We start from the raw sequence: 21,331 nt of genomic DNA, 5'->3' as shown, positions 1-21,331 counted from the left end.
TACGGAACGGAAACCATACGAAGAAATGAGGGATCATCGTGGCGCTTCCTGCCATATTGCCATATACGATGCCGACGGCATCCGATTTGCCGAACAATAAAGTGTCTTGGAAGCCGGAAGCCGGACGTTCGGTTTTGCTGATCCATGACATGCAGCAATATTTCCTAGATGCGTTTACGGCCGGCCAATCTCCGGCTTCGGAGCTGCTGGCGAACATTAAACGGCTGCGCAGCGTATGCTCCGGCCTGGGCATTCCAGTCATTTACACGGCGCAGCCCGGCGGGCAGACGCCCGAGCAGCGGGCTCTGCTGCTCGACTTTTGGGGTCCGGGCATCGACGACGGCCCTTACCAGAAGCGGATTGTCGAGGAGCTGGCGCCGGTAGAAGGAGATACCGTGCTGACCAAATGGCGGTACAGCGCCTTCTGCAAAACGAATTTGCTGGAGCTGCTGCACAAGGCCGGTCGCGACCAGTTGATCGTCTGCGGCATCTACGCGCACATCGGCTGCCTGATGACGGCGTGCGACGCCTTCATGCAGGACGTTCAGCCTTTCTTCGTCGCCGACGCCGTGGCGGACTTCAGCGCCGATCACCATCGCATGGCGCTTACGTATGCCGCCGAGCGCTGCGCCGTCGTGCTGTCCGCGCAGCGGCTGTTGGACGAGCTGCAGCCGGACGGGGATGGCTCGCATAGGGCGGAAGCGTCGGCTCCGGCGGGGGTTGCGGAACGACTTGCCGCCCATAAGCCATCGCACGGTACGGTCACGGCAATAAGCGAAGCGGCGGCGTTCGGCCGCGAATCGTCTCGGGCGGCATCGGGCGGTGTACCCGTCGTCGCGGAGTCGGCGTCCGACATCGAGGCTGCGGCAGAGTCTGGGCTTTCTTCGGCGGTCGAGGGTTCGCCGGGGCAGGCGCTGTCGCTCCGGCTCGTCCGCGAGCAGGTGGCCGAGCTTGTCGGCGAGGCGCCGTCGACGATCGGAGAGGCGGATAACCTGATCGACTTGGGACTCGATTCGGTTCGCATGATGAGTCTCGTGGAGCGCTGGCGCCGTGCCGGCGCGGAAATCTCCTTCGTCGAGCTGGCCGAGCGGCCAACGCTTGACGCCTGGTGGGGGCTGCTGTCGTCGCGGGCGCAGGCGGTTTTGCCGAATGGCGACTATTTTGCGATAGGAAGGAGGTAGCGCTTGTGTCGGAACGTCATGAGGCCCGCTGGCCTTTAACCGGCGCCCAAGCCGGCATCTGGTTCGCCCAGCGGCTCGATCCGGAGAGCCCGATATTCAATACCGCGGAGTACGTAGAGATCGAAGGCCCGCTCGATGCGAAACGGTTCGAAGAAGCGCTGCGGCAAACGGTAGCCGAGGCGGATACGCTGCATGTCCGCTATGGGGAAAACGAGGACGGTCCGTGGCAGGCGCTCGCAGAGGAAGCCGCCGACGACTGGACGCTTCATTTCGCCGACTTTAGCGGAGAGCCCGAACCACTGCAAGCGGCGGAGGCTTGGATGAAGGCGGATTTGGCCCGCCCCGTCGACTTGGGCTGCGGCCCGCTGTTCGCAGAGGCGCTGCTGAGGCTGGCCCCCGACCGTCATCTATGGTATCAGCGCGCGCATCATATCGCGCTTGACGGCTTCGGCTTCTCCCTGATCGCCCGCAGGGTGGCCGAGCTGTACACGGCTTTCCTCGGCGTGAAGCCCGACGGCGGGCGAAGCTTCGGTCATCTCCGGCAAATCGTTGAGGAGGACGCGGCGTACCGCGACTCCGGGAAGCTGGAGGAGGACCGGCGCTTCTGGCTGGACCGGTTCGCCGACGAGCCGGCAGCGGTCAGCCTGGCCGATCGGGCGCCGCGCACGTCCCGAAGCTTCCTGCGGTCGACCGCGGCGCTTCCCCCGGATACGGCGGAACGGCTTCGCCAAGCAGCTGCGCGGATTTCGGCAAGCTGGTCCGAGCTGGTCATCGCCGCCACGGCGCTTTACGTGCACCGGCTGACTGGGGCGCCCGACGTGATTTTGGGGCTGCCAATGATGGGGCGGCTCGGCTCGGTGTCGCTGCGCATTCCTGGCATGGTCGTCAACCTGCTCCCGCTGCGGCTTACGGTGCGTCCGGATATGGCGCTGTCGGAGCTGGTGCGCCAGGTCGCCGGGGAAATCCGCGCGATTCGCACTCGCCAGGGCTACCGTCACGAGCAGCTGCGCCGCGATCTGAAGCTGCTCGGCGACAACCGGCGGCTGTTCGGCCCGCTGATTAACGTCATGCCATTCGACTACGCGCTCCGCTTTGCCGAATGCAAGGGAACGACTCACAACGTGTCGGCCGGACCCGTCGACGACTTGTCCATTAACGTATACGACCGCGGCGACGGCGGGGGCTTGCGGATCGACGTGGATGCCAATCCGGCGGCGTACAGCCGGGACGAAGCGGAGGCGCACCGAAAGCGGCTGCTCCTGCTGCTCGAAAGTGTGACGACCGTTGCGGCAAGCAATCCGGCCCAGCCCGTAGGGAGCTTCGGTTTGCTGCTGCCTGAGGAGAGACGCGACGTCGTGACGGCTTGGAACGCGACGGCGCATCCGCTTCGTTCCCCGTACCCGGCGCAGCTGTTCGAGGCGCAGGCGGCCAAAACGCCGCACGCGATTGCCCTCGAATGCGACGGATCGTCGCTTACGTATGCGGAGCTGAACGGCCGGGCTAACCGGCTCGCCCGGCTGCTGCTCGCCCGGGGAATCGGGCCGGAGCGGATCGTCGCCCTGGCGCTGCCGCGTTCCGCGGATATGGTCGCGGCGCTGCTGGCCGTCCAGAAGACGGGCGCGGCGTATGTGCCGCTCGACCCCGACTATCCGGCCGATCGGATCGCTTATGTGCTGGCCGACGCGCGTGCGGCCTGTCTCCTGACGACCGCGCAAACCGGCGGGCGTCTTGCCGAAGCCGCGGCTTCGGCAGCGTGCGACGCTCTCGTCGCACCGGCCGTGCGTATCGTGCTGGACGACCCGGTCACGGCCGCCGAGCTGGAAACGTATCCGGCGGCCGATCTGGAGGCCGCTCTGCCGGAACGGACGCCTTCGCCGCACGACCCGGCCTACGTCATCTATACGTCGGGCTCCACCGGCAGGCCGAAGGGAGTCGTCGTGACGTTCGGCAACCTGCTCAACTTCATGGAAGCGATGCAGCGGCAGTTTTATCTCGATGCCGCCGACCGGCTGCTGGCGGTAACGACGATCGCGTTCGATATCGCCGTTCTCGAGCTGCTGCTGCCGCTCGTTCGCGGCGCTCGCATTGTGCTAATCCGCAAGGAGACGATCCAGGATACGCCCGCCTTGGCGGAGCGGATCGCCGCCAGCGGAGCGACGATCATGCAGGCGACGCCGACGCTTTGGCACGCGCTCGTCGCGCACGACCCTGAATGCGTTCGCGGCCTGCGCGTGCTCGTCGGAGGAGAAGCGCTGCCGGTCGGGCTGAAGCTGGCGCTGCAGGCGGTCGATTGCCGGGTGACGAACCTGTACGGGCCGACCGAGACGACCGTATGGTCGACAGCCGCTCCGCTGCATGAGGAGCGGGCGGGGACGCCGCCGATCGGCCGCCCGATACTCAATACGCGAGTGTATGTGCTCGACGTCGGGCTGCAGCCGCTTCCGCAGGGCGTGGTCGGCGATCTGTACATAGCCGGCTCCGGCTTGGCCCGCGGCTATCTGGGGCGTCCGGACTTGACCGCCGAACGGTTCGTGGCCGACCCGTTCGGCCCACCGGGCTCGCGGATGTACCGGACGGGCGACTTGGCCCGCTGGCTGCCGGACGGCTCGTTGGATTACGCCGGCCGGGCGGACCATCAGGTCAAAATCCGCGGCTTCCGCATCGAGCTCGGCGAGATCGAGGCGCTGCTGGCGCGGCATCCGGCGGTCGCCCAGACGACGGTCGTGGCGCGCGAGGACCAGCCTGGCGACAAGCGTCTCGTCGCGTACATCGTTCCCGCAGCAGGGACGGCGGCCGATCCGGCCGAGCTGCGCCGTCATGCAACCGCAAGCCTGCCGGACTACATGGTGCCTTCCGCATTCGTGACGATGGACGAACTTCCCTTGACGCCCAACGGCAAAATCGACCGCAAGGCGCTGCCGGCGCCCGATCTGTCCGCAGCGTCCGCCGGTCGGGCGCCGCGAACGCCGCAAGAGGAGATGCTGTGCGGCTTGTTTGCCGAGGTGCTCGGCTTGCCGAAGGTCGGCATCGACGACGGTTTTTTCGATCTCGGCGGCCATTCGCTGCTGGCCGGACGGCTGACGGCGCGCATTCGCGACGCTTTCGGCGTGGAGCTCGGGATCGGCCAGCTGTTCGACGCGCCGACCGTGAGCGGCGTAGCGAAGCGGCTCGACCAGGCGCAATCGGCGCGTCCGGCGGTACGGCCTGCCGCCAGGCCGGAGCAAATCCCGCTTTCATTCGCTCAACGGCGACTGTGGTTTCTGTATTGTATGGAAGGACCGAGTCCGACCTACAATATTCCGCTAGTCATTCGTCTGAACGGATCGCTGGACCGCGAAGCGCTCACAGCGGCGCTCGGCGACGTCGCCGGACGGCATGAGCCGCTGCGCACGATCTTTCCGCAAACAGGCGGAACGGCTCGTCAACTGGTGCTGCCTGCCGATGAGGCGCGGCCGCCGCTTCACGTGACGGAGCTCGGTGATGAGGAGCTCGTCGGGTCGATTGAAGCCGCGGTACGGTACAGCTTCGAGCTGTCCCGGGAGCCTGCCTTCCGCGCGGAGTTGTTTGCAATGTCCCCGCAGGAGCACGTGCTGCTGCTGCTGGTGCATCATATCGTCGGAGACGGCTGGTCGTTGACCCCGCTTGCCCGCGATCTGGCGGCCGCCTATGCGGCTCGCCGTCAAGGCGAGCCCCCTGTATGGCTTCCGCTGCCCGTCCAGTACGCCGACTACGCCCTCTGGCAGCAGCGGCTGCTTGGCAGCGAGAGCGACCCCGGCAGTCTGATCGCTTCGCAGCTGGCGTATTGGAAAGGCGCGCTGCGCGATTTGCCGGACCAATTGGAGCTGCCGGCCGACCGTTCGCGTCCGGCCGAGGCCAGCTATCTCGGCGGGACGGTCGCTTTCCGCATCGAACGCGAGCTGCACGGGCGTCTGCTCGGGCTTGCCCGGGAAGGGCGGGCCAGCCTGTTCATGGTGCTGCAAGCGGGCTTGGCCGCGCTGCTTACCCGGCTTGGCGCCGGTACGGATATTCCGATCGGCAGCCCGGTCGCCGGGCGCAGCGACGACGCGTTGGACGAGCTGGTCGGACTGTTCGTCAATACGCTCGTGCTGCGGACGGACACATCCGGCGATCCGAGCTTTCGCGAACTGCTCACCAAAGTGCGCGAAGCCGATCTGGCCGCATACGAGCATCAGGACGTGCCGTTCGAGCGTCTGGTAGAGGTGCTGAATCCGGCCCGTTCCCGTTCCCGACACCCGCTGTTCCAGATCATGCTCGTGCTGCAAAATACGCCGGATGCCGTCCTGGAGCTGCCGGACGTGCAAGCCGATCTGTACATTAGCGGCGTTGGCTCGGCCAAATTCGATTTGACGGTGGAGCTTTGCGAGCGGCGAGCGGCGGACGGCTCCGCGGACGGCCTGGACGGCCTGGTCGAGTACAGCGCCGATCTGTTCGAGCCGGCATCCGTCCGGTCGATGGCCGAACGGCTCGTCCGTCTGCTGGAGGCTGCCGCGGCCGCCCCTGATCAGCGGATCGGAGGCCTGGACATTTTGGCGCCCGAGGAACGCGCGCATCTGCTTGACGAATGGAGCGGGAGCGCCGCAATCCGCCCCGAAGCGTGCTTGCCGGAGCTGTTCGGGAAACAGGCGGCGCTTCGTCCCGACGCGGTCGCCGTCGTGTGCGGGGACGAGGCTCTCACCTACGGCGAGCTGAATCGCAGCGCCAACCGGTTGGCCCATTGGCTGATCGGACAGGGCGTAGGTCCGGAGCAGGTCGTCGCGCTGGCTTTGCCGAGAAAGGCGGATCTGGTCGTCGGACTGTTGGCCGTGCTGAAGGCCGGGGCGGCATATTTGCCGCTCGACCCGGATTATCCGCAGGACCGGCTGGCCTTCATGCTCGAGGATGCGAAGCCGGCGTTCGCGATCGCCGATGCGCAGTCCGCCGCCAAGCTGCCCGCCGGCATGACGACGCCGCTGTTGACGCTGGACAAGCCGGAGACGAAGGCCGCGCTCGGCCGCTGCCCGGACCGCGACCCCGCGGACGACGATCGCACGGAACCGCTGTCGCCGTTCAGTCCGGCTTACATCATCTATACGTCGGGCTCGACGGGCGTCCCGAAGGGCGTCGTCATCCCGCATGCCAACGTCGTCCGGCTGTTCGCCGCAACGGAGCATTGGTACGGCTTCGGCTCCGATGACGCATGGACGCTGTTCCATTCGTATGCGTTCGATTTTTCCGTGTGGGAGCTGTGGGGAGCTCTGCTGTACGGGGGCCGTCTCGTCGTCGTGCCGCATACGGTGAGCCGCTCGCCGGCGGAATTTTTGCGGCTGCTGGCGGATGAGCGCGTTACGGTGCTGAACCAGACGCCCTCGGCGTTTTATCAGCTGATGCAGGCCGATGCCGAGCATCCCGATGTTGGCCGGGAGCTGGCGCTGCGGTATGTCATCTTCGGCGGGGAAGCGTTGGAACTCGGCCGTCTGGAGGATTGGTATTCGCGGCATGCGGACGACGCGCCGACGCTTGTGAACATGTACGGCATTACGGAGACGACGGTGCACGTCAGCTACAAGGCGCTGGACCGGCAAACCGCCGGTGGCGGAGCAAGCAGTCTGATCGGAGTGCCGATCCCCGATCTGCGCGTCTATGTGCTGGACGGCCGCTTGCAGCCGCTGCCACCTGGCGTGGCCGGAGAGATGTACGTGGCCGGGGAAGGTCTGGCGCGCGGTTATGCGGGACGCCCCGGCTTGACGGCCGAGCGCTTCGTAGCCGATCCGTTCGGGCCTCCGGGCTCCCGGATGTATCGGACGGGCGATCTGGCCCGCCGGCTGGCGGACGGCTCGCTCGACTATATCGGCCGCGCCGATCATCAGGTGAAAATCCGCGGCTTCCGCATCGAGCTGGGCGAGATCGAGGCCGTGCTGTCCCGTCATCCGGCGGTCGCCCAGACTGCGGTCGTCGTGCGCGAGGACAACCCCGGCGATAAACGGCTGACCGCTTATATCGTGCCTTCTCCGGGGATGGTGCCGGAGCCGGCACAATTGCGCCGGCATGCCGCAGTCAGCTTGCCGGACTATATGGTGCCGTCCTCGTTCTCCATGATGGCGGCTCTGCCGTTGACGTCCAACGGCAAGCTGGACCGCAAGGCGCTGCCCGCGCCGGAGACGGGGGCGCCTGCCGCCGGCCGAGGACCCCGCACGCCGCGCGAGGAAGTATTGTGCGATTTGTTCGCCGAGGTGCTCGGCTTGCCCAAGGTCGGCATCGACGACGGTTTCTTCGATCTTGGCGGGCATTCGCTGCTGGCGGTCCGTCTCATGAGCGGAATCCGCGAAGCGCTTGGCGTCGAGCCGGGCATCGGCCTGTTGTTCGAGGCGCCGACGGTGGCGGGGCTGGCCGAACGGCTGGAAACCGGGGGCAGCGAAGGGGCTCTGGGCGTGCTGCTGCCGCTTCGGACGAACGGGGCGAGCCTGCCTCTGTTCTGCGTCCACCCGGCCGGAGGTTTGAGCTGGTGCTATGCCGGCTTGATCAAAGCGCTCGGCTCGGACGTTCCGATCTACGGCCTGCAGGCGAGGGGCATCGGCAGACGGGAGGAGCTGCCCGGCACGCTGGAGGAGATGGCCGCGGATTATATCGCCCATATCCGTTCCGTACAGCCTGCCGGACCGTACCGACTGCTCGGCTGGTCGCTCGGAGGCAACGTCGTTCAAGCGATTGCCGCCCGGCTTCAGGACGAAGGCGAGCGTGTCGAGCTGCTGGCGATGCTCGACGCCTACCCGAGCCATTATTTGCCGCTCAAAGGGGGACCGGACGAGGAGGAAGCGCTGATCGCTCTGCTTGCGCTGGGCGGCTACGATCCGGACACCATGGGGAACGAGCCGTTGACGCAGGCCGCCGCAATGGACATTCTCCGCCGCGACGGAAGCGCGCTGGCCAGCTTGGAAGAGCAGACGATCGTGAATTTGAAGGAAACGTACGTCAACTCGGTGCGGCTGCTGGGCACCTATGTCCCCCGCAAATATGAAGGCGATCTGCTGTTTTTCCGCTCCACTATCATACCGGACTGGTTCGAACCGATCGCTCCGGAAACGTGGGCGCCGTATATCGCCGGCCGCATCGAGCAGTTGGATATCGCATGCCGGCATAAGGATCTATGTCAGCCGGGACCGCTTGCCGAGATCGGGCGGGTGCTTGCGGCGAAGCTGAACGCCTTGAACGGCGAAGCAATGGGAACGAAGGGGAGGGAAATGATCCATGAACAATCCGTTTGAGCAAGCCGACGGCGTCTATCAGGTGCTGATCAACGAGGAAGGCCAATATTCGCTGTGGCCGGCCTTCGTGGACGTGCCGAGCGGTTGGCAGGTCGTCTATGAGCGGCAAAGCCGGCACGCCTGCCTCGACTATATCGGGGCGCAATGGACCGACATGCGTCCGCTCAGCCTGCGGCAAGCGGCCGCGCTGCCGGGCGCGGACGGGGTGAACGGCGATGAGCCGGAGGCTTGATCCGAAAGCCGTCGTCAGCATCGTGTACGTGGCCGCGATGTTCATGGCCGCCATGGATGCGACGATCGTCAACGTGGCGCTGCGGACGATCTCGGGCGATCTCGGGGTCGCCCCGGCGGCGGCCGGCTCGATCAATATCGGGTACTTGGTCAGTCTGGCGGTCGTCATTCCCGTTGCCGGATGGCTGGGCGACCGTTGGGGGACGAAGCGGGTATTCCTGCTCGCGCTCGGCGCGTTTACGGCGGCTTCCGCGCTCTGCGGAACGGCGGGGAGCATCAGCGAGCTGACTTTGTACCGCGTGCTTCAGGGCGCCGGCGGCGGGCTGCTCACGCCGGTCGGAATGGCTATGCTGTTCCGGACGTTCCCGCCGCAGGAGCGGGCGAAGGTATCGCGAACGCTCGTGCTGCCGATTGCCGTCGCCCCGGCGCTGGGGCCGATCGTCAGCGGCCTGCTCGTGGACGCTTTGTCATGGCGGTGGATCTTTTACATCAATCTGCCGATTGGCGCATTCGCTCTGCTGTTTGGGCTGCTTTACTTGCGCGAGCATGCCGAGCCCGGCGCGGGGAGGCTCGATTGGGCCGGCTTCCTGCTGTCCGCCCCAGGCTTCGCTCTGGCCGTCTACGCCTTGAGCGAAGGCGCGGCGCACGGGTGGGGCTCGCCCGTCATTGTCGGCGCAGTCGCCGCGGGACTGCTTCTGCTCGCGGCGCTCGTCTTCGTCGAGCTGCGCGTCGCCCAGCCGATGCTCAACCTGCGGCTGCTTGGCGATCGATTGTTCCGGACGATGGGTCTCGTATCGGTCTGCTCGGCCGCGGGTCTGCTCGGCATGCTGTACGTCTTTCCGCTCATGTACCAGGAAGCGCGTCAGGCGTCTGCGCTCGAAACCGGCCTGACGACGTTCCCAGAGGCGCTCGGCTTGATGCTGGCCTCCCAGCTCGTTCCTTGGTCTTACCAGCGGTTCGGTCCGCGTCGGCTGGTGTGCGCGGCGCTGCTTGGGGCTATCGTCGTCTTCGCGGCGCTCGCGCTGAGCGGTCAGGATAGCAATCCATGGGGGCTGCGCGCGCTGATGTTCGGCATCGGCGTTACGCTCGGCCATGCCGTCGGGGCGGTGCAGGTCGCCTCGTTCGCGAATGTTCCCCCGCCTTCGATGGGACGGGCGTCGACCTTGTTTACCGTTCAAAACCGGCTCGGCTCCGCTCTCGGCGTAGCCGTTCTGGCCGCCGTGCTGAGCGCGCTCGGCCCGGCAGCAAGTGGTGCGGCCGAAGCAGGACCGGCCGATCTGACCGCTTACCGGATCGCCCTCTTCGGCGCCGCGGCCTTCCTGCTGATCGGGCTGTCGTTCGCGCTGACGATCCGCGATGCGGATGCCGCCGCCACGATGCGCAAGCGCGCACCGTCCCGGCCGGCTGATGACGCCGTGCCGGCGGCAGGAAAGTAGCGCGGTTTTTACGTTACGGAGTACAAAACACAAAACCTCCGGGTACCCAATGGCGCAATTGCGCCACGGTACCCGGAGGTTTTGTCGGTTAAGGAATGAAATCAGCTTTCCGCGAGAGGCGGCTCCCGCAACAATCGCTCCTGCAGCTCGTCCCACGAAAGGATGCGCGCTTCGCCGGGCAGCGCATCCGACGAGGAGCAGGCTGCCGCCAGATGACCGGCGTCGAGCGGGAAGCTGACGAAGCGATAGTCCGGAGCTTCCGGAGAATGCCACCCGTCCGAGCCCGTCGGCATGACTGTAAACCGGTCGAGAGGCATCGAAAGTCCTTTGCCCAATGCTTTGATGTAGCTTTCCTTCAACGTCCACAGCCGGTAAAAGTAATGCAGCCGCTCCTCGTCTGGCCGGGCGAACAAGGCCGCACTCTCCTTCGGCGAAAAGAAGCTTTCCGCGATACGGAAGTCGACGGGCGCGATCTGTTCGACATCGACGCCGAGCGGCAGTCGGCTTGCGCTCCAGGCCAGGACGACCCAGCGTCCGGAGTGGGACAGATTGAACGAAAAATTCGTTCCGTTCTCGAGAGACGGCTTGCCGTACTCGTTATACGCATAGCGGATATCCGCATTTCTAAGCGGCGTATGGCCGATTACGGTCGAGCGGATAAGCAGCTCTCCGAGCAGGGCGCGGTACCGGTCTTCCTGGCGCACGAATTTGGCGATTTTACGCCGCTTGTCCGGCGCAATCCGGCTTGTCCATTCGCGTATGGATGCCTCGGGAAGCGATTCCGGAACGTAGACGGCGTCTATCGTAATCAGCATGTTCACCTCCCGGCTTGTGCGGTTCGGACCGCTCAATCGTCCTCGAAGCTTTCCATAAACTCGTCCAGGCTGAGAGCGGCCTTCGTCTGATTGCACAGATTGCAGGCGCACACGCAGTTGGCCGGCGTCGTATGCCCGCCTTTTGCGCGCGGTAGCAGATGATCGATCGTATCGCCATACTCTCCGCAGAAATGGCAAATATTCCGGTCCCGCGCCAGAATGAAGCGCCGAAAGGATTTGTTGTTGTAAATGCGCCGTATCGTATGACGGTTGACGACGACTGCCGCATGCTCGCGGACGAGCGTCACCGCCGTGTCCAGATCGGTTTCCTGATGCCAGCGCCGCCCTTTGTCGGTTTTACCGCGCATCCGGACAATCCCTTCGCGCGTAGGCCGCAGCACGGAGGCGTCGGGTCCTTCGGGGCGCGGCGGCAGCTCCGGAAGCGGCCGTTTCGTTCTCCGCTTCGGCGGCTCCGCAGCATCGGGCGTAAGCGCTTCGGCAAGCGGGTCGGCGGCGTATGCCGGCAGCGGTTGCAATGAGGCGGCTTCGTTCCGGCCCGCCTTCGTTTCCTGTCGCGGAGCTGCTGCGGGATCGCCGGACGCGCCGTTGTTTTGCTTTTTGCGGCAATGCTTGCATGTCCCGCGGCGGGACGCTTTTCCGGAGCGTTTGCCCGTTCGCCGCAAAAAATCGGTCACCGGCCGAAGCTGGCCGCAATGCGTGCAAAGCTTCGTACCGGAGGGGTCTTGTTGCTCTTCGTCTGTTCGGTCTTGCACGATATTGCGCGCGTCCGTACTCATCAGGCAGCACCTCGAACTGTTAACATCATCGGCCCGCGTAGGGGCGGTAGTAAATAGCATGCACGGATCCGTGGCATGTCCCGCAAGCCGCGTCAGCCATGGACGGAGACGAATGAGTCGACTACGTCCGGGTCGAACGCGATGCCGCGGTTTTGCAGCAAATAAGCGATAGCCTGCTCTTTCGTCCATGTATCTTTGTAAGGTCTTCTGGAGGTCAGCGCGTCGAACACGTCGACGACGCTGACGATCCTCGCCTCCAACGGAATATCCGTACCCGCAAGCTTGGACGGATATCCGGAGCCGTCCCATTTCTCGTGATGATGGAGAATGATGTTGCGGGCGACGGAAAGCCGCGTTTTGAAGAAGCTGTCGCTCAGCTCCCGGTCGATCTTCTCCAAAATATCGACGCCGATCAGCGGATGCATCTCGACGATCAGTCTTTCATAGCCGGTCAACGGGCCGGGCTTGTACAAAATGCCCTCCGGAATGCCCGACTTGCCGATATCGTGCAAAATACTCGAATGGATAACGCTTTGCACGTAGTCTTCCGACCTGGAGAGCGATTGCCTTTCGTTGTGGCGGTTTATCAAGCTTTCGGTGTAGCGCTGCACGCGGAGCAGATGATCTTCGATCGCGGGGTCGCGGATTTCGCAGGAAATGGCCAGCACCTTCAACAGAACGCCTTGAATGCTGCTTCTCCGCTCCTCGCCGATGTAGACGCCTTCCTCCAGATGCTCCAGCTCGCGGAATATGCCGACGTAATAGTTTTGATCGTCAATCCGGTACGGATTGATCGAGATGGACGAATGCCACAGTTTGCCATTGCGTTTTTTGTTAATGAATATGCCGGACCAGCTTTCGCCCCGCTCCAGCGCATCGTACATGCTGACATAGGTGGTCCTGCTCGTATACTGGCTTTTGACGATGCTCGCCTTCGCCCCAAGGATCGTATCCCTTTTGAAGCCGGTGACGGCTTCATAAGCGGGGTTTACGTCCACAATATGATGCCGATCGTCCGTTATGATGACGGCATCCGATAAACTAAGAAACAAACTGAGCGACTCGGTCATCTTTTCTCTCTCTCCCGCAGTATCGTATAAGGTAAACCTCCACCCCCATAGTTTACCATACTTTTCCCGGGATCAGTCGAATCTTGTTTTATACTTGCCGGAATGCAGCATGCGGACGTTCACCCGGACATCCTTCAAGGAATCCTCCGTAAGCGTGAACTCGCCGTCCCCGTGTTGTTCCTTCCATTTGGCCGGGTCTTTCCGGTACAACTGTTCGCCGAGCTTGTATACGTCGATTTTGATTTCCAGACCTTTGGCATACGTGTCGCGAATTTGTTTTTCGATCACTTCGGCGGCCATCCGCTCCAGTTCCTCTTTCGATACGTTGCGCGCCATCTCGTCCAGATAAGATTCAATACTGACGCTGATATTGTAGTAAGTCTTGTTGTTGCTAAATTCGGTGGTGATGACCGGTTTGGGCTTGATCATGACAAGCGCCGCAGCGGGATTTTTGTCGTCCGGAACGTTGATCGGCGAGCGCTGCAGCTTCTTTTGGAGCCAGCGGGTGCCCTGAAGGTCTTTCTCGGACAGCCAGCCGTTCATCGATTGGCCCCTGAAGAAGTAAGCCCCGTCGATCCGGAACATCTGCTTTGCTTTATAGTCCTCGGTCCATCCATTGTGGTCGAGCGAGAGAGAGGGGAGCATGGCGGCTTCCGCCGGCTCGTTATATTCGGCAATGACTTTAAATCCGTATTCCGGCAAAATGAACGAACGCTGCGAATAAGCTTGCGTCGGCGTATCCATTAGGGTATCGAGAGGCGACAAGTTCAACAGCGATTTTTGCACGAAAATATCGCGGATCGGCTCGCGCGTCCCGTACATCAAAATGTTGTAGCGGATTTCGCGATACCGGTTGAGCATGTCGTACGCTTCTTTGACGAGAGCGCCTTGCTTCAAGTAGTTCTCGCTGCAGACGATCGCCTTCACATGCCCCCAGAACAGCCTCAGCTGAGAGGTGGAGTATATTTTGTTGAACGATTCGGTTACCGTGACCCCTTCTCCTTTGCCGATCCAGACCGGTATGTTTTTGCCGAGCTCGGTTGTTTCGCTTTTCGCTAAATTGGAAAAGTTGAGCACCTGGACATACGCGATGTATTTGCCGTCGGCGTAATCGAGTCCGATGGCGGTGACGTAGGCGATTGTCTGAATATCTTTGGAGTTCCAGCAGCCGCCTAGCAAAGGGAGCAGCATGAGGGCGCAGACGAGCTTGACGAAGCGAGCGGTCCCGCAAGCCGCCCGGGCGTCTGCCCCGTGTCCGGCCGCGCTCATGGCGAATCGTCTCCCTGGTGATCCGGATCGGATGTGTGGAGCGTTTGCGGACGGCTGGTCATTTTGCTCCAGGGAAGACGAAAGTTTGCCTTGAGAAAATCTTTGAATACCGGCGGGGATATCGGAGCCAGATACGGAATACCGAACGACCTGAGCTTGGACATATAGAACAGAAGCAGGATGAGGCTTAGGATGAAACCGAACATGCCGACCACGCAGGAGACGAGAAACACGGCGAGCCGCATGACACTGACGACGGTGCCGAGCGACTGATTCACCAACGTTGCCCCGGATACGGCGGTAATCGAGCCGACGACGACGACCGCAGGGGAGACGAGCCCGGCCCGGATGGCCGCATCGCCTACAATAAAGCCGCCGACGACGGTCAGCGTCTGGCCGATCGAGCTCGGCAGACGGACGCCCGCCTCGCGGAATATTTCCAGCAGCATGAGCAGCAGGAACATTTCCATCTGCGCCGACAAGGGCAGGCCGATGCGCGCTACCGATATGGTCGCCATGAACCGGAACGGGAACTGGTCCTGGTGGAACGCCGACAGCGCGACCCAGAAGCCGGGCAGCAGCACGGCGAGCCAGAAGCTGATTACCCGGATGAGCCGGGTCAACGATACGTACCAGAAATTGAAATGCATGTCCTCCGGCGATTTCAGCAGAAGATCGAACGTGGCCGGCCCGATCAGTACCATCGGGTTCCCGTCGATCACAATAATGAAGCGGCCCGCCAGCAGGCTGGCTACTGCATAATCGGGCCGGCCGGTAAAGTCCAGCAGCGGAAACAGCGAATATTTGACGTCGGAGAGCGCGTCTTCGAGCTGACTGATGCTGTAAATGCCGTCCACATCGATTTTTTTTAACCGTTTGCGTACTTCCTTCAGGATGTCGGAGGAAATAATGTCGCTTATGTAAAGCAGCCCGATCTTCGTTCTCGTTCTTCGGCCGAGAATAGTCGTCTCGGTGCAAAGCGTATTGCTGCGGATCCGTTTGCGGATGAGGGCGATATTAATCGTCGCATCTTCCACGAAACCGTCCTTGGGGCCTTTGATGGAAATTTCCGTGCTCGATTCCCCAGGACTCCGTTCCGGACGATGGCAAATATTGAGCTTGTACAGCATGCCGGTTTCCAGAAAGGAGATCACGAGATCTCCTTGGTAGACGGCATCCATCAGATCCTTCGCATTGGCTTGGCCGTTCTCGGACAAGGCGATCAGCGGCAGGGAGCTGAAGGAGCGTCCGTTCTGCAAATGCTGCAAGCCGTTCTCATGATAAGCACGGTTCAGCGCGGGGAGGACCGTTTTGACGATTTCCCCACTGTCGCAAAGCCCCTCGGAGTAGATCAGCATCGTTCCGGAGGAGGAATCGCGCTCTCCGAACCGGTACGTCTGAATCTGCACGTCGGCTGATCCGGCGAACAATTGCTCCAGCTGCTGCTCCGACCATGATGTAGCGCGTTCCAGATCGTTTGTATTCATGTCGGTTGCTCCTTGGCGGTTTTGTCGAACAAGGCGATGATCGCCCAGGCCGCGGTCAACACTAGCGCGTTTAGCAGGGAAAGCGGAAAATAAATTTTGAACAGCCATAAGTAAAAGGTGCTCTGGTCGCTGGTCAAGAGCGCCACGACGATCAGGCTGACCGAAATCCCCAGCACGACCCATCGCCGCGCCTTTTCCTTGCGGATCGGCAGCATGTCGGAGATCAGGAACAAGGCAAAGCTGATTCGCAGGGATGCGCCCGCCAGCCATTGGTAGACGGACAAGAAATCGACATGCTCGATGTAGTTGCCAAGCTTGACGAGCCGCCATTGCTCATACGGCGATACCATTTGCTTGGCCGCTTCCTTTGGTCCGAATTCGGTAATCGCGCCAATAATCGGACCGAGCGTAATATAGACGAGCACGACGCCGAGCAGCATAATCTGCCAAGCCCGCACCCGGTTTTTCAGCCTATGCTGGACGAATAGCAAAAGGATGATTTCCACGAAAGCCCCGCCGGCGAAAATCATGCCGTGAACAGGCGGCTGCAAGCCGTTTTCCAAAAAGGGGCGCAGCAGGTTGTAATCTTTCTCGGAGGTGTTGGAAATCGCCACGAAGATGCCAAGGCCGACGACGGTCGGCAGCAAGATGCCGGCGCCGATGGCAATCGTGCGCAAACCGTTCATCGCCGCATAATGGCACACCAGCACGAGCATGATAATCAGCACATATTGCGGGGTAGCCGGCAAATAGTTGGTCACCGTCCAAATCGCCGTATGGGTTACCGTCATCGAGCCGATCAAATACAGCTGGAGGAAGACGGGAATCATAAAAAGCCACGAGACGAGCGGGCTCGTCCGCTCGGCCAGCCATTCCTGCAGCTTCCGTCTGCCGGATTTTTTCATGATATACACGAGTAATCCGCACCAAGGTACATAAACGAAGCCGGTCATAATCACGGAGATCCAGGCGTCCCTGCCGGAGGCGTCGAGCAGCAGCGGATTGACGATGACGTGACTGGTCAGGCCGTTGACGAGCATCATGACCATAAACACTTGGAGAAAGCTGATCTTGCCTATAGAATTCCCGTTCGATTGTCCCATGTTGGTTTCCCATCTGCAGCAATAAAGTAATGGCGGCACGACAAGCATCATTTTGTATGATTTCCTTTATTATGCAGGGATATGCATGGAAAGTCCGCACACTCCCATATTCGTATGATCACAAAAAAACATAAATAATTTCAATAAAGTTACGTAGAGTCGAAAATGTCCTATCTGTTATAGTGTAAATGTGAATACGGTTTGTAAGTTATTGTAAGGAGGGCGTCCATGTTGAAAGTGTAGCGGATTTACTTAAATGCGGGCCCGCTGCTTCCGGAAATGCCTTATGCCCGCAGATCTTGATTTTTAAAAAGAAAGCGCTTAATTAGGGGAAGATCACAACCATGTACTTCCAGGAGGAGAGTCGGATGAGAATGAATAAGTCGTTAATGGCATTGTCCATGCTGGCTGCAATTGCGGTAGTGAGCGGATGCGGGGGGAACCCGACGGGAGCCGGCGGCGAAAAAAATGGCGCATCTGCGGATGCTCCCAAAAAACCGGTCGTCAATACGACTCCGGCGACGCTGAAGCTGTACCTGTCCAACAGCTCGCTGAGCGATCAGGACGTAATCAACCTGATCGAGGAGCCGGTCAAAAAGCTGTATCCCCATATCAGCATCGAGACGGTCAAAAACGCGAAAGGGGCGACGATCGAAGAACTGCTCGCTTCGGGCCAGACACCGGATATTTTCTACACGAACATCGCCGATCTCGGCAAGTACAAGAGACTGGGCTTGCTGGGCGACATCACCCCACTGCTGAAAACGTACGGGGTCGACTTCAGCCGATTCGATCCGCAGATGCTGGCCGGCTCCTCTTCGGAGCAAGGAGAAGTATACGGGCTGCCTTTTTTTGCGCACTTCAATGCCAACTATTACAATAAAGGGATTTTCGACAAATTCGGCGTTCCTTATCCGCAGGACGGCATGACGTGGGAAGATGTTATCGACCTGGCCAAGAAAGTGTCTCGCGTGGAAAGCGGAGTCACTTACAAAGGGCTTGATCCGGATACGATCGCTCGACTGGCGATGCCGCTGGCGATTACGCTCGTCGATGCCAAGACGAACCGGGCGTCGGTCAACACGGACGGCTGGCGGACCGTCTTTACGCTAGCCAAAGAAATATGGACCCTTCCGAACAATATGCCGGAAAAGCTGAACAGTTTTCAGGCCCGAAACTGGTTCATGAAGGATCAGAACATCGCGATGCTGCCTTACAACAATTTGCTGAATATCGGTCTGGAGGAAGCGACTAAAAACGGATTGAATTGGGACCTGGTTCAGTACCCGAGCTACAAGGACAAGCCGAACCTTTACGCGTTCGTCGATGCGCAAATATTTACGATTTCCCAGACGAGCAAGTATAAGGAACAGGCGGCGCAATTGCTGAGCGTGGTGACCTCGGACGAGGTGCAGCTGAAGAGCGCGCGCACGACGGCGCGGTTCTCCTCGTTGAAAAACCCGGCGATGAGGGAAGCGCTTGGGGCGGATATGGCGTTTCTGAAAGGGAAAAACTTGAAGTCGATTTTCAAAAGCACCGCACCGGCCGCACCCCCGTTCTCGCCCTATGATTCGACGGATGTACGAACGATCTCGTTCAAGAGCTTTGAGGATTATATGAAAGGCAAAGATCTGAACACAGCATTGAGAGAAGCGGAAGAAAAAATCAATCAATGGATCGAAACCAATAAGATGAAGTAAACGCAATTGCGCAGTATGCATGTTCAAGCTGAATCTACCATTATTGAAAGCGATCTCTCGGGGCGAGAGAAAGGGGTTTCCGCGAATGAATCAGGCATGGAAGAAGCAATATGCACACTATTTGCGTATAAGCTTGGTATTCAGTCTGCTGCTGCAAACGTTCGGTTTCGTCTCTGCGGCGGGGGCGGAGGAGGGCGGTTCGGGTGTTTCTCCACCGGCCGTCAGCATCTCCTTCGACGTCTACTCGAATATTTCCGAAGCAAACCTGGCTATCGGCGGGGGAGCGTCCACGATCAGTCTGGATTCCGACGTTTACCGGGGCGATTCCGGGAAAAGCGTTAAAATCAGCGGACGAACGCAGCCGTATAACCGCTTGAAAATACCGCAAGCCTTCGACGGCCTGGATATGCAGGCAGGCAAGCATTACAACATCTCCATGTGGGCCAAGGTTGGCGCGAGCAGCAGCGTGACGAACGGATATTTCTACCTGTCCGTCGTCACGTATCCGGGCACGAGAGGGCCTTCGGACCCGCCTTATTATTCCGATCCGGCCAATTATAAATTTTTGGTCGGCCAGGACGGATGGACGAAGCTTACGCTCCCGTACATGGCTACCGGAAGTACGCTGTACGGAATTGCCGTCGAGCAGATCGGCTCCGGAAGCTGGACCGCGACGGTGCCGGTCTTTAACATCGATGATGTGGAGGTGGCGGAGGTTCCGCCGCCGACATCGAAGCGGATTACCTTCGACAACGCCGCCAGCGTGCAGCAGGCGAATATCGGGATCGGAGGCGGACAGCCCGCGTGGGGCTTGTCTTTGAGCAATACGGTCGTACACGGCGTGTATGGGGGCAAGAGCCTTCAAGTGGGCAAGCGTACCGAGCACTTCAACCGGATCAAAATCAACGATGCGTTCACAGGGCTCGATGTTACCCCGGGAACCCAATACGACGTATCCGTCTACGCCAAAGTAAACGCCGCGAGTACCGTGAAAGCTGGATATTTCTTTATTTCCGTCATCGATATCGACGGCGCGGTAACCGGCAATCTGGCCTACTACAACGACAGAGCCAACTACCGGACTTTGGTCACCGATCAGGACTGGGTAAAAATTACGCTGCCTTATACGGTCGGGGTGGACCCCCTCTACGGCATTACCGTCGAGCAGATGCCGCTTCCCGGATATAACGACGTTGTCGGCGATCTGTACTTCGATGATGTAGAGCTCGTGAAAACCGGAGTTACGACGGACATCCCGCCATCGAGACTGCCTCCCAAAGGAATGCAGATCGTCTTGGACGGCAAGCCGGTCGTATACTTGAACGCCAAGCCCGAAGTCCAGAACGGCGTCCCGTTCCTGCAACTGCCCAAAACGTTCGCTGCTTTGAGAGCCGATGTGACCTGGGATGAGTTGACGCAAACGGCGACCGCAGTGAAAAATGGAAGAACGAGCGCGATTGCCGTCGGCGAATCCTTTGCCCAAGTCAACGGTGCGAATGTTGCCCTAGCTGCTCCGGCATATATGAAAGACGGGGTGCCGATGATTCCGGCGTCCTATGTCGCGGATGCGCTGGAAGCGACGGTCTCCTGGAATGCCGAAGACAAAATCGTGACGATCGGATCCAAGAAGGTCAATGTCATCGAGGTGGACACGAGCGAGGTTGAGCAAGAAATATGGGGATTCGGCGCAACGGCCAATGGCCCGGTCGACGATTTAATGAAAATCGGCACGACACCCCGACAGCAGATCCTTGACCGGTTGTTCGGTATGGAGGAGGATCAAGCCGGTCTCTCGATCGTCAGACTGGAGGTGAACCCGTTCAGGAAGGACGATCCCGATCCGGGAAATGCGGTGCAGTCTACGATACTGCCCGAGCCCGGAGTATGGGACTTTGATACGGATATCCATCAGAGATGGTTCGCCGATCAGGCCGTTAGCCGCAATCCGGCCATGCGGTTCGCGGGTTCGGTATGGAGCCCGCCTGCTTGGATGAAGGACAACGGTTCCGAGATTCGTGGAGGACATCTGAAACCGGAGTATTACGACGATTTTGCCGAGTACTTATTGACCTGGGCCAAAACCTACAAGGAAGATTACGGATACGATGTACGTTGGCTCAGTATCCAAAACGAGCCCGAAGCGCAGATGGACTACGCCTCGGCGATTTATACGGGTCAGGAAATGAGCGGTGTAGTGTCGGCCGTATACGACGCCTTCCAGACGGATGGCATCGACGTGGGGTTGGGCGCCCCCGAAGGCGGTCATCTGGGCTCGACGTTGAAATTATTGAATCAGATGGACCCGGCGGCAATCCAGAAGCTTGATTATATCGGAACCCACTTCTATACGTGGAATTCGTACGATGTTTATAATTACGATTTGCGCTCATTCGGCAAGCCGTTGTTTATGATGGAATACAGTGTGTCGCCTCCGAACGATCCCTTGATGAACGGGGCGCTCGAGGTCGCCGATCAAATCAGCGCCGCGCTGGAGCAGGGGTACAGCTCGTACCTGTATTGGTTGTTCGTTACGAAGCCGACGGCGGAGACGTCATCCACCCGCCGGGAAGCGCTGGTCAATCTGACGTTCGACGGCAGCTATGTCGTGAACAAGAGGCTGTATACGATGGGGCAGTTCAGTCGTTTCATTCGTCCGGGGGACCGCAAGGTGAAGGCGGAAAGCGGCAATAGTCAGGTCACCGTGACGGCGGCCAAAAACACGACAACCGGCAAATCGGTGCTCGTCGCGGCCAATAGCTCTTCCGAACCGGTAACGGTGACGATTAACGGGATGACCGGATCGGCCGTCTCGGTATACCGGACGAGCGACACGGAAAATATTGCGCCTATCGGCCTTTACGCGACAGGCGGCGGCAGCTTCGCCTACACGCTTCCGCCGAAAAGCGTGACAACGTTCGTCGAGTAGTATCGCTTGGCACGCCTGCCCGGAAGGGCAGGACGCTATTTTTCGCACCGCGCG

At 60.6% G+C, this 21,331-nt stretch carries 12 protein-coding genes; 6 read left to right on the top strand and 6 right to left on the bottom strand.

Annotated features, from left to right (window positions below):
• The first annotated feature begins 38 nt into the window (after positions 1–38).
• The 4 genes from ABD796_RS00290 to ABD796_RS00275 are packed head-to-tail and all read left to right on the top strand — an operon-like array spanning position 39 to position 10,110.
• Positions 39–1,181, top strand: coding sequence for an isochorismatase family protein (locus ABD796_RS00290; protein WP_344901077.1), 1,143 nt, complete (start codon positions 39–41; stop codon positions 1,179–1,181).
• 5 nt (positions 1,182–1,186) lie between these two features.
• Complete coding sequence (locus ABD796_RS00285; protein ID WP_344901074.1) at positions 1,187–8,443, top strand: amino acid adenylation domain-containing protein; 7,257 nt, start codon at positions 1,187–1,189, stop codon at positions 8,441–8,443.
• Complete coding sequence (locus ABD796_RS00280) at positions 8,427–8,675, top strand: MbtH family protein (RefSeq protein ID WP_344901070.1); 249 nt, start codon at positions 8,427–8,429, stop codon at positions 8,673–8,675. Before ABD796_RS00285 ends, ABD796_RS00280 begins: the two co-directional genes overlap by 17 nt.
• Positions 8,659–10,110, top strand: a complete 1,452-nt coding sequence (locus ABD796_RS00275; protein ID WP_344901067.1) for an MDR family MFS transporter — start codon at positions 8,659–8,661, stop codon at positions 10,108–10,110. Before ABD796_RS00280 ends, ABD796_RS00275 begins: the two co-directional genes overlap by 17 nt.
• Before the next feature lie 101 nt (positions 10,111–10,211).
• Here the strand turns inward: ABD796_RS00275 and ABD796_RS00270 are convergent, their stop codons facing one another.
• From ABD796_RS00270 to ABD796_RS00245, 6 genes are all read right to left on the bottom strand, one after another.
• Complete coding sequence (locus ABD796_RS00270) at positions 10,212–10,925, bottom strand: 4'-phosphopantetheinyl transferase family protein (RefSeq protein ID WP_344901064.1); 714 nt, start codon at positions 10,923–10,925, stop codon at positions 10,212–10,214.
• A gap of 32 nt (positions 10,926–10,957) precedes the next feature.
• Positions 10,958–11,722 (bottom strand): HNH endonuclease, encoded by a 765-nt coding sequence (locus ABD796_RS00265; protein ID WP_344901061.1) that lies wholly within the window; start codon positions 11,720–11,722, stop codon positions 10,958–10,960.
• Positions 11,723–11,814: 92 nt separating this feature from the next.
• Positions 11,815–12,792, bottom strand: a complete 978-nt coding sequence (locus tag ABD796_RS00260) for an HD domain-containing phosphohydrolase (protein ID WP_344901058.1) — start codon at positions 12,790–12,792, stop codon at positions 11,815–11,817.
• A gap of 72 nt (positions 12,793–12,864) precedes the next feature.
• On the bottom strand, positions 12,865–14,061 hold the full coding sequence (locus ABD796_RS00255) for a Ger(x)C family spore germination protein (RefSeq protein WP_344901055.1): 1,197 nt from the start codon (positions 14,059–14,061) through the stop codon (positions 12,865–12,867).
• On the bottom strand, positions 14,058–15,548 hold the full coding sequence (locus ABD796_RS00250) for a spore germination protein (RefSeq protein WP_344901052.1): 1,491 nt from the start codon (positions 15,546–15,548) through the stop codon (positions 14,058–14,060). Before ABD796_RS00250 ends, ABD796_RS00255 begins: the two co-directional genes overlap by 4 nt.
• Complete coding sequence (locus ABD796_RS00245) at positions 15,545–16,651, bottom strand: GerAB/ArcD/ProY family transporter (RefSeq protein ID WP_344901049.1); 1,107 nt, start codon at positions 16,649–16,651, stop codon at positions 15,545–15,547. Before ABD796_RS00245 ends, ABD796_RS00250 begins: the two co-directional genes overlap by 4 nt.
• A gap of 368 nt (positions 16,652–17,019) precedes the next feature.
• Here ABD796_RS00245 and ABD796_RS00240 point away from each other — a divergent pair, with 368 nt between their 5' ends.
• Together ABD796_RS00240 and ABD796_RS00235 are read left to right on the top strand one after the other, a co-directional pair.
• Positions 17,020–18,351, top strand: a complete 1,332-nt coding sequence (locus tag ABD796_RS00240) for an ABC transporter substrate-binding protein (RefSeq protein ID WP_344901046.1) — start codon at positions 17,020–17,022, stop codon at positions 18,349–18,351.
• An 85-nt stretch (positions 18,352–18,436) separates the two neighbouring features.
• Positions 18,437–21,277 (top strand): stalk domain-containing protein, encoded by a 2,841-nt coding sequence (locus ABD796_RS00235; protein ID WP_344901043.1) that lies wholly within the window; start codon positions 18,437–18,439, stop codon positions 21,275–21,277.
• Positions 21,278–21,331 lie beyond the last annotated feature (54 nt).

This window comes from Paenibacillus hodogayensis, from assembly GCF_039536325.1.
GTDB lineage: Bacteria > Bacillota > Bacilli > Paenibacillales > NBRC-103111 > Paenibacillus_AB > Paenibacillus_AB hodogayensis.
This window is presented reverse-complemented; position numbering and strand designations above follow the sequence as displayed.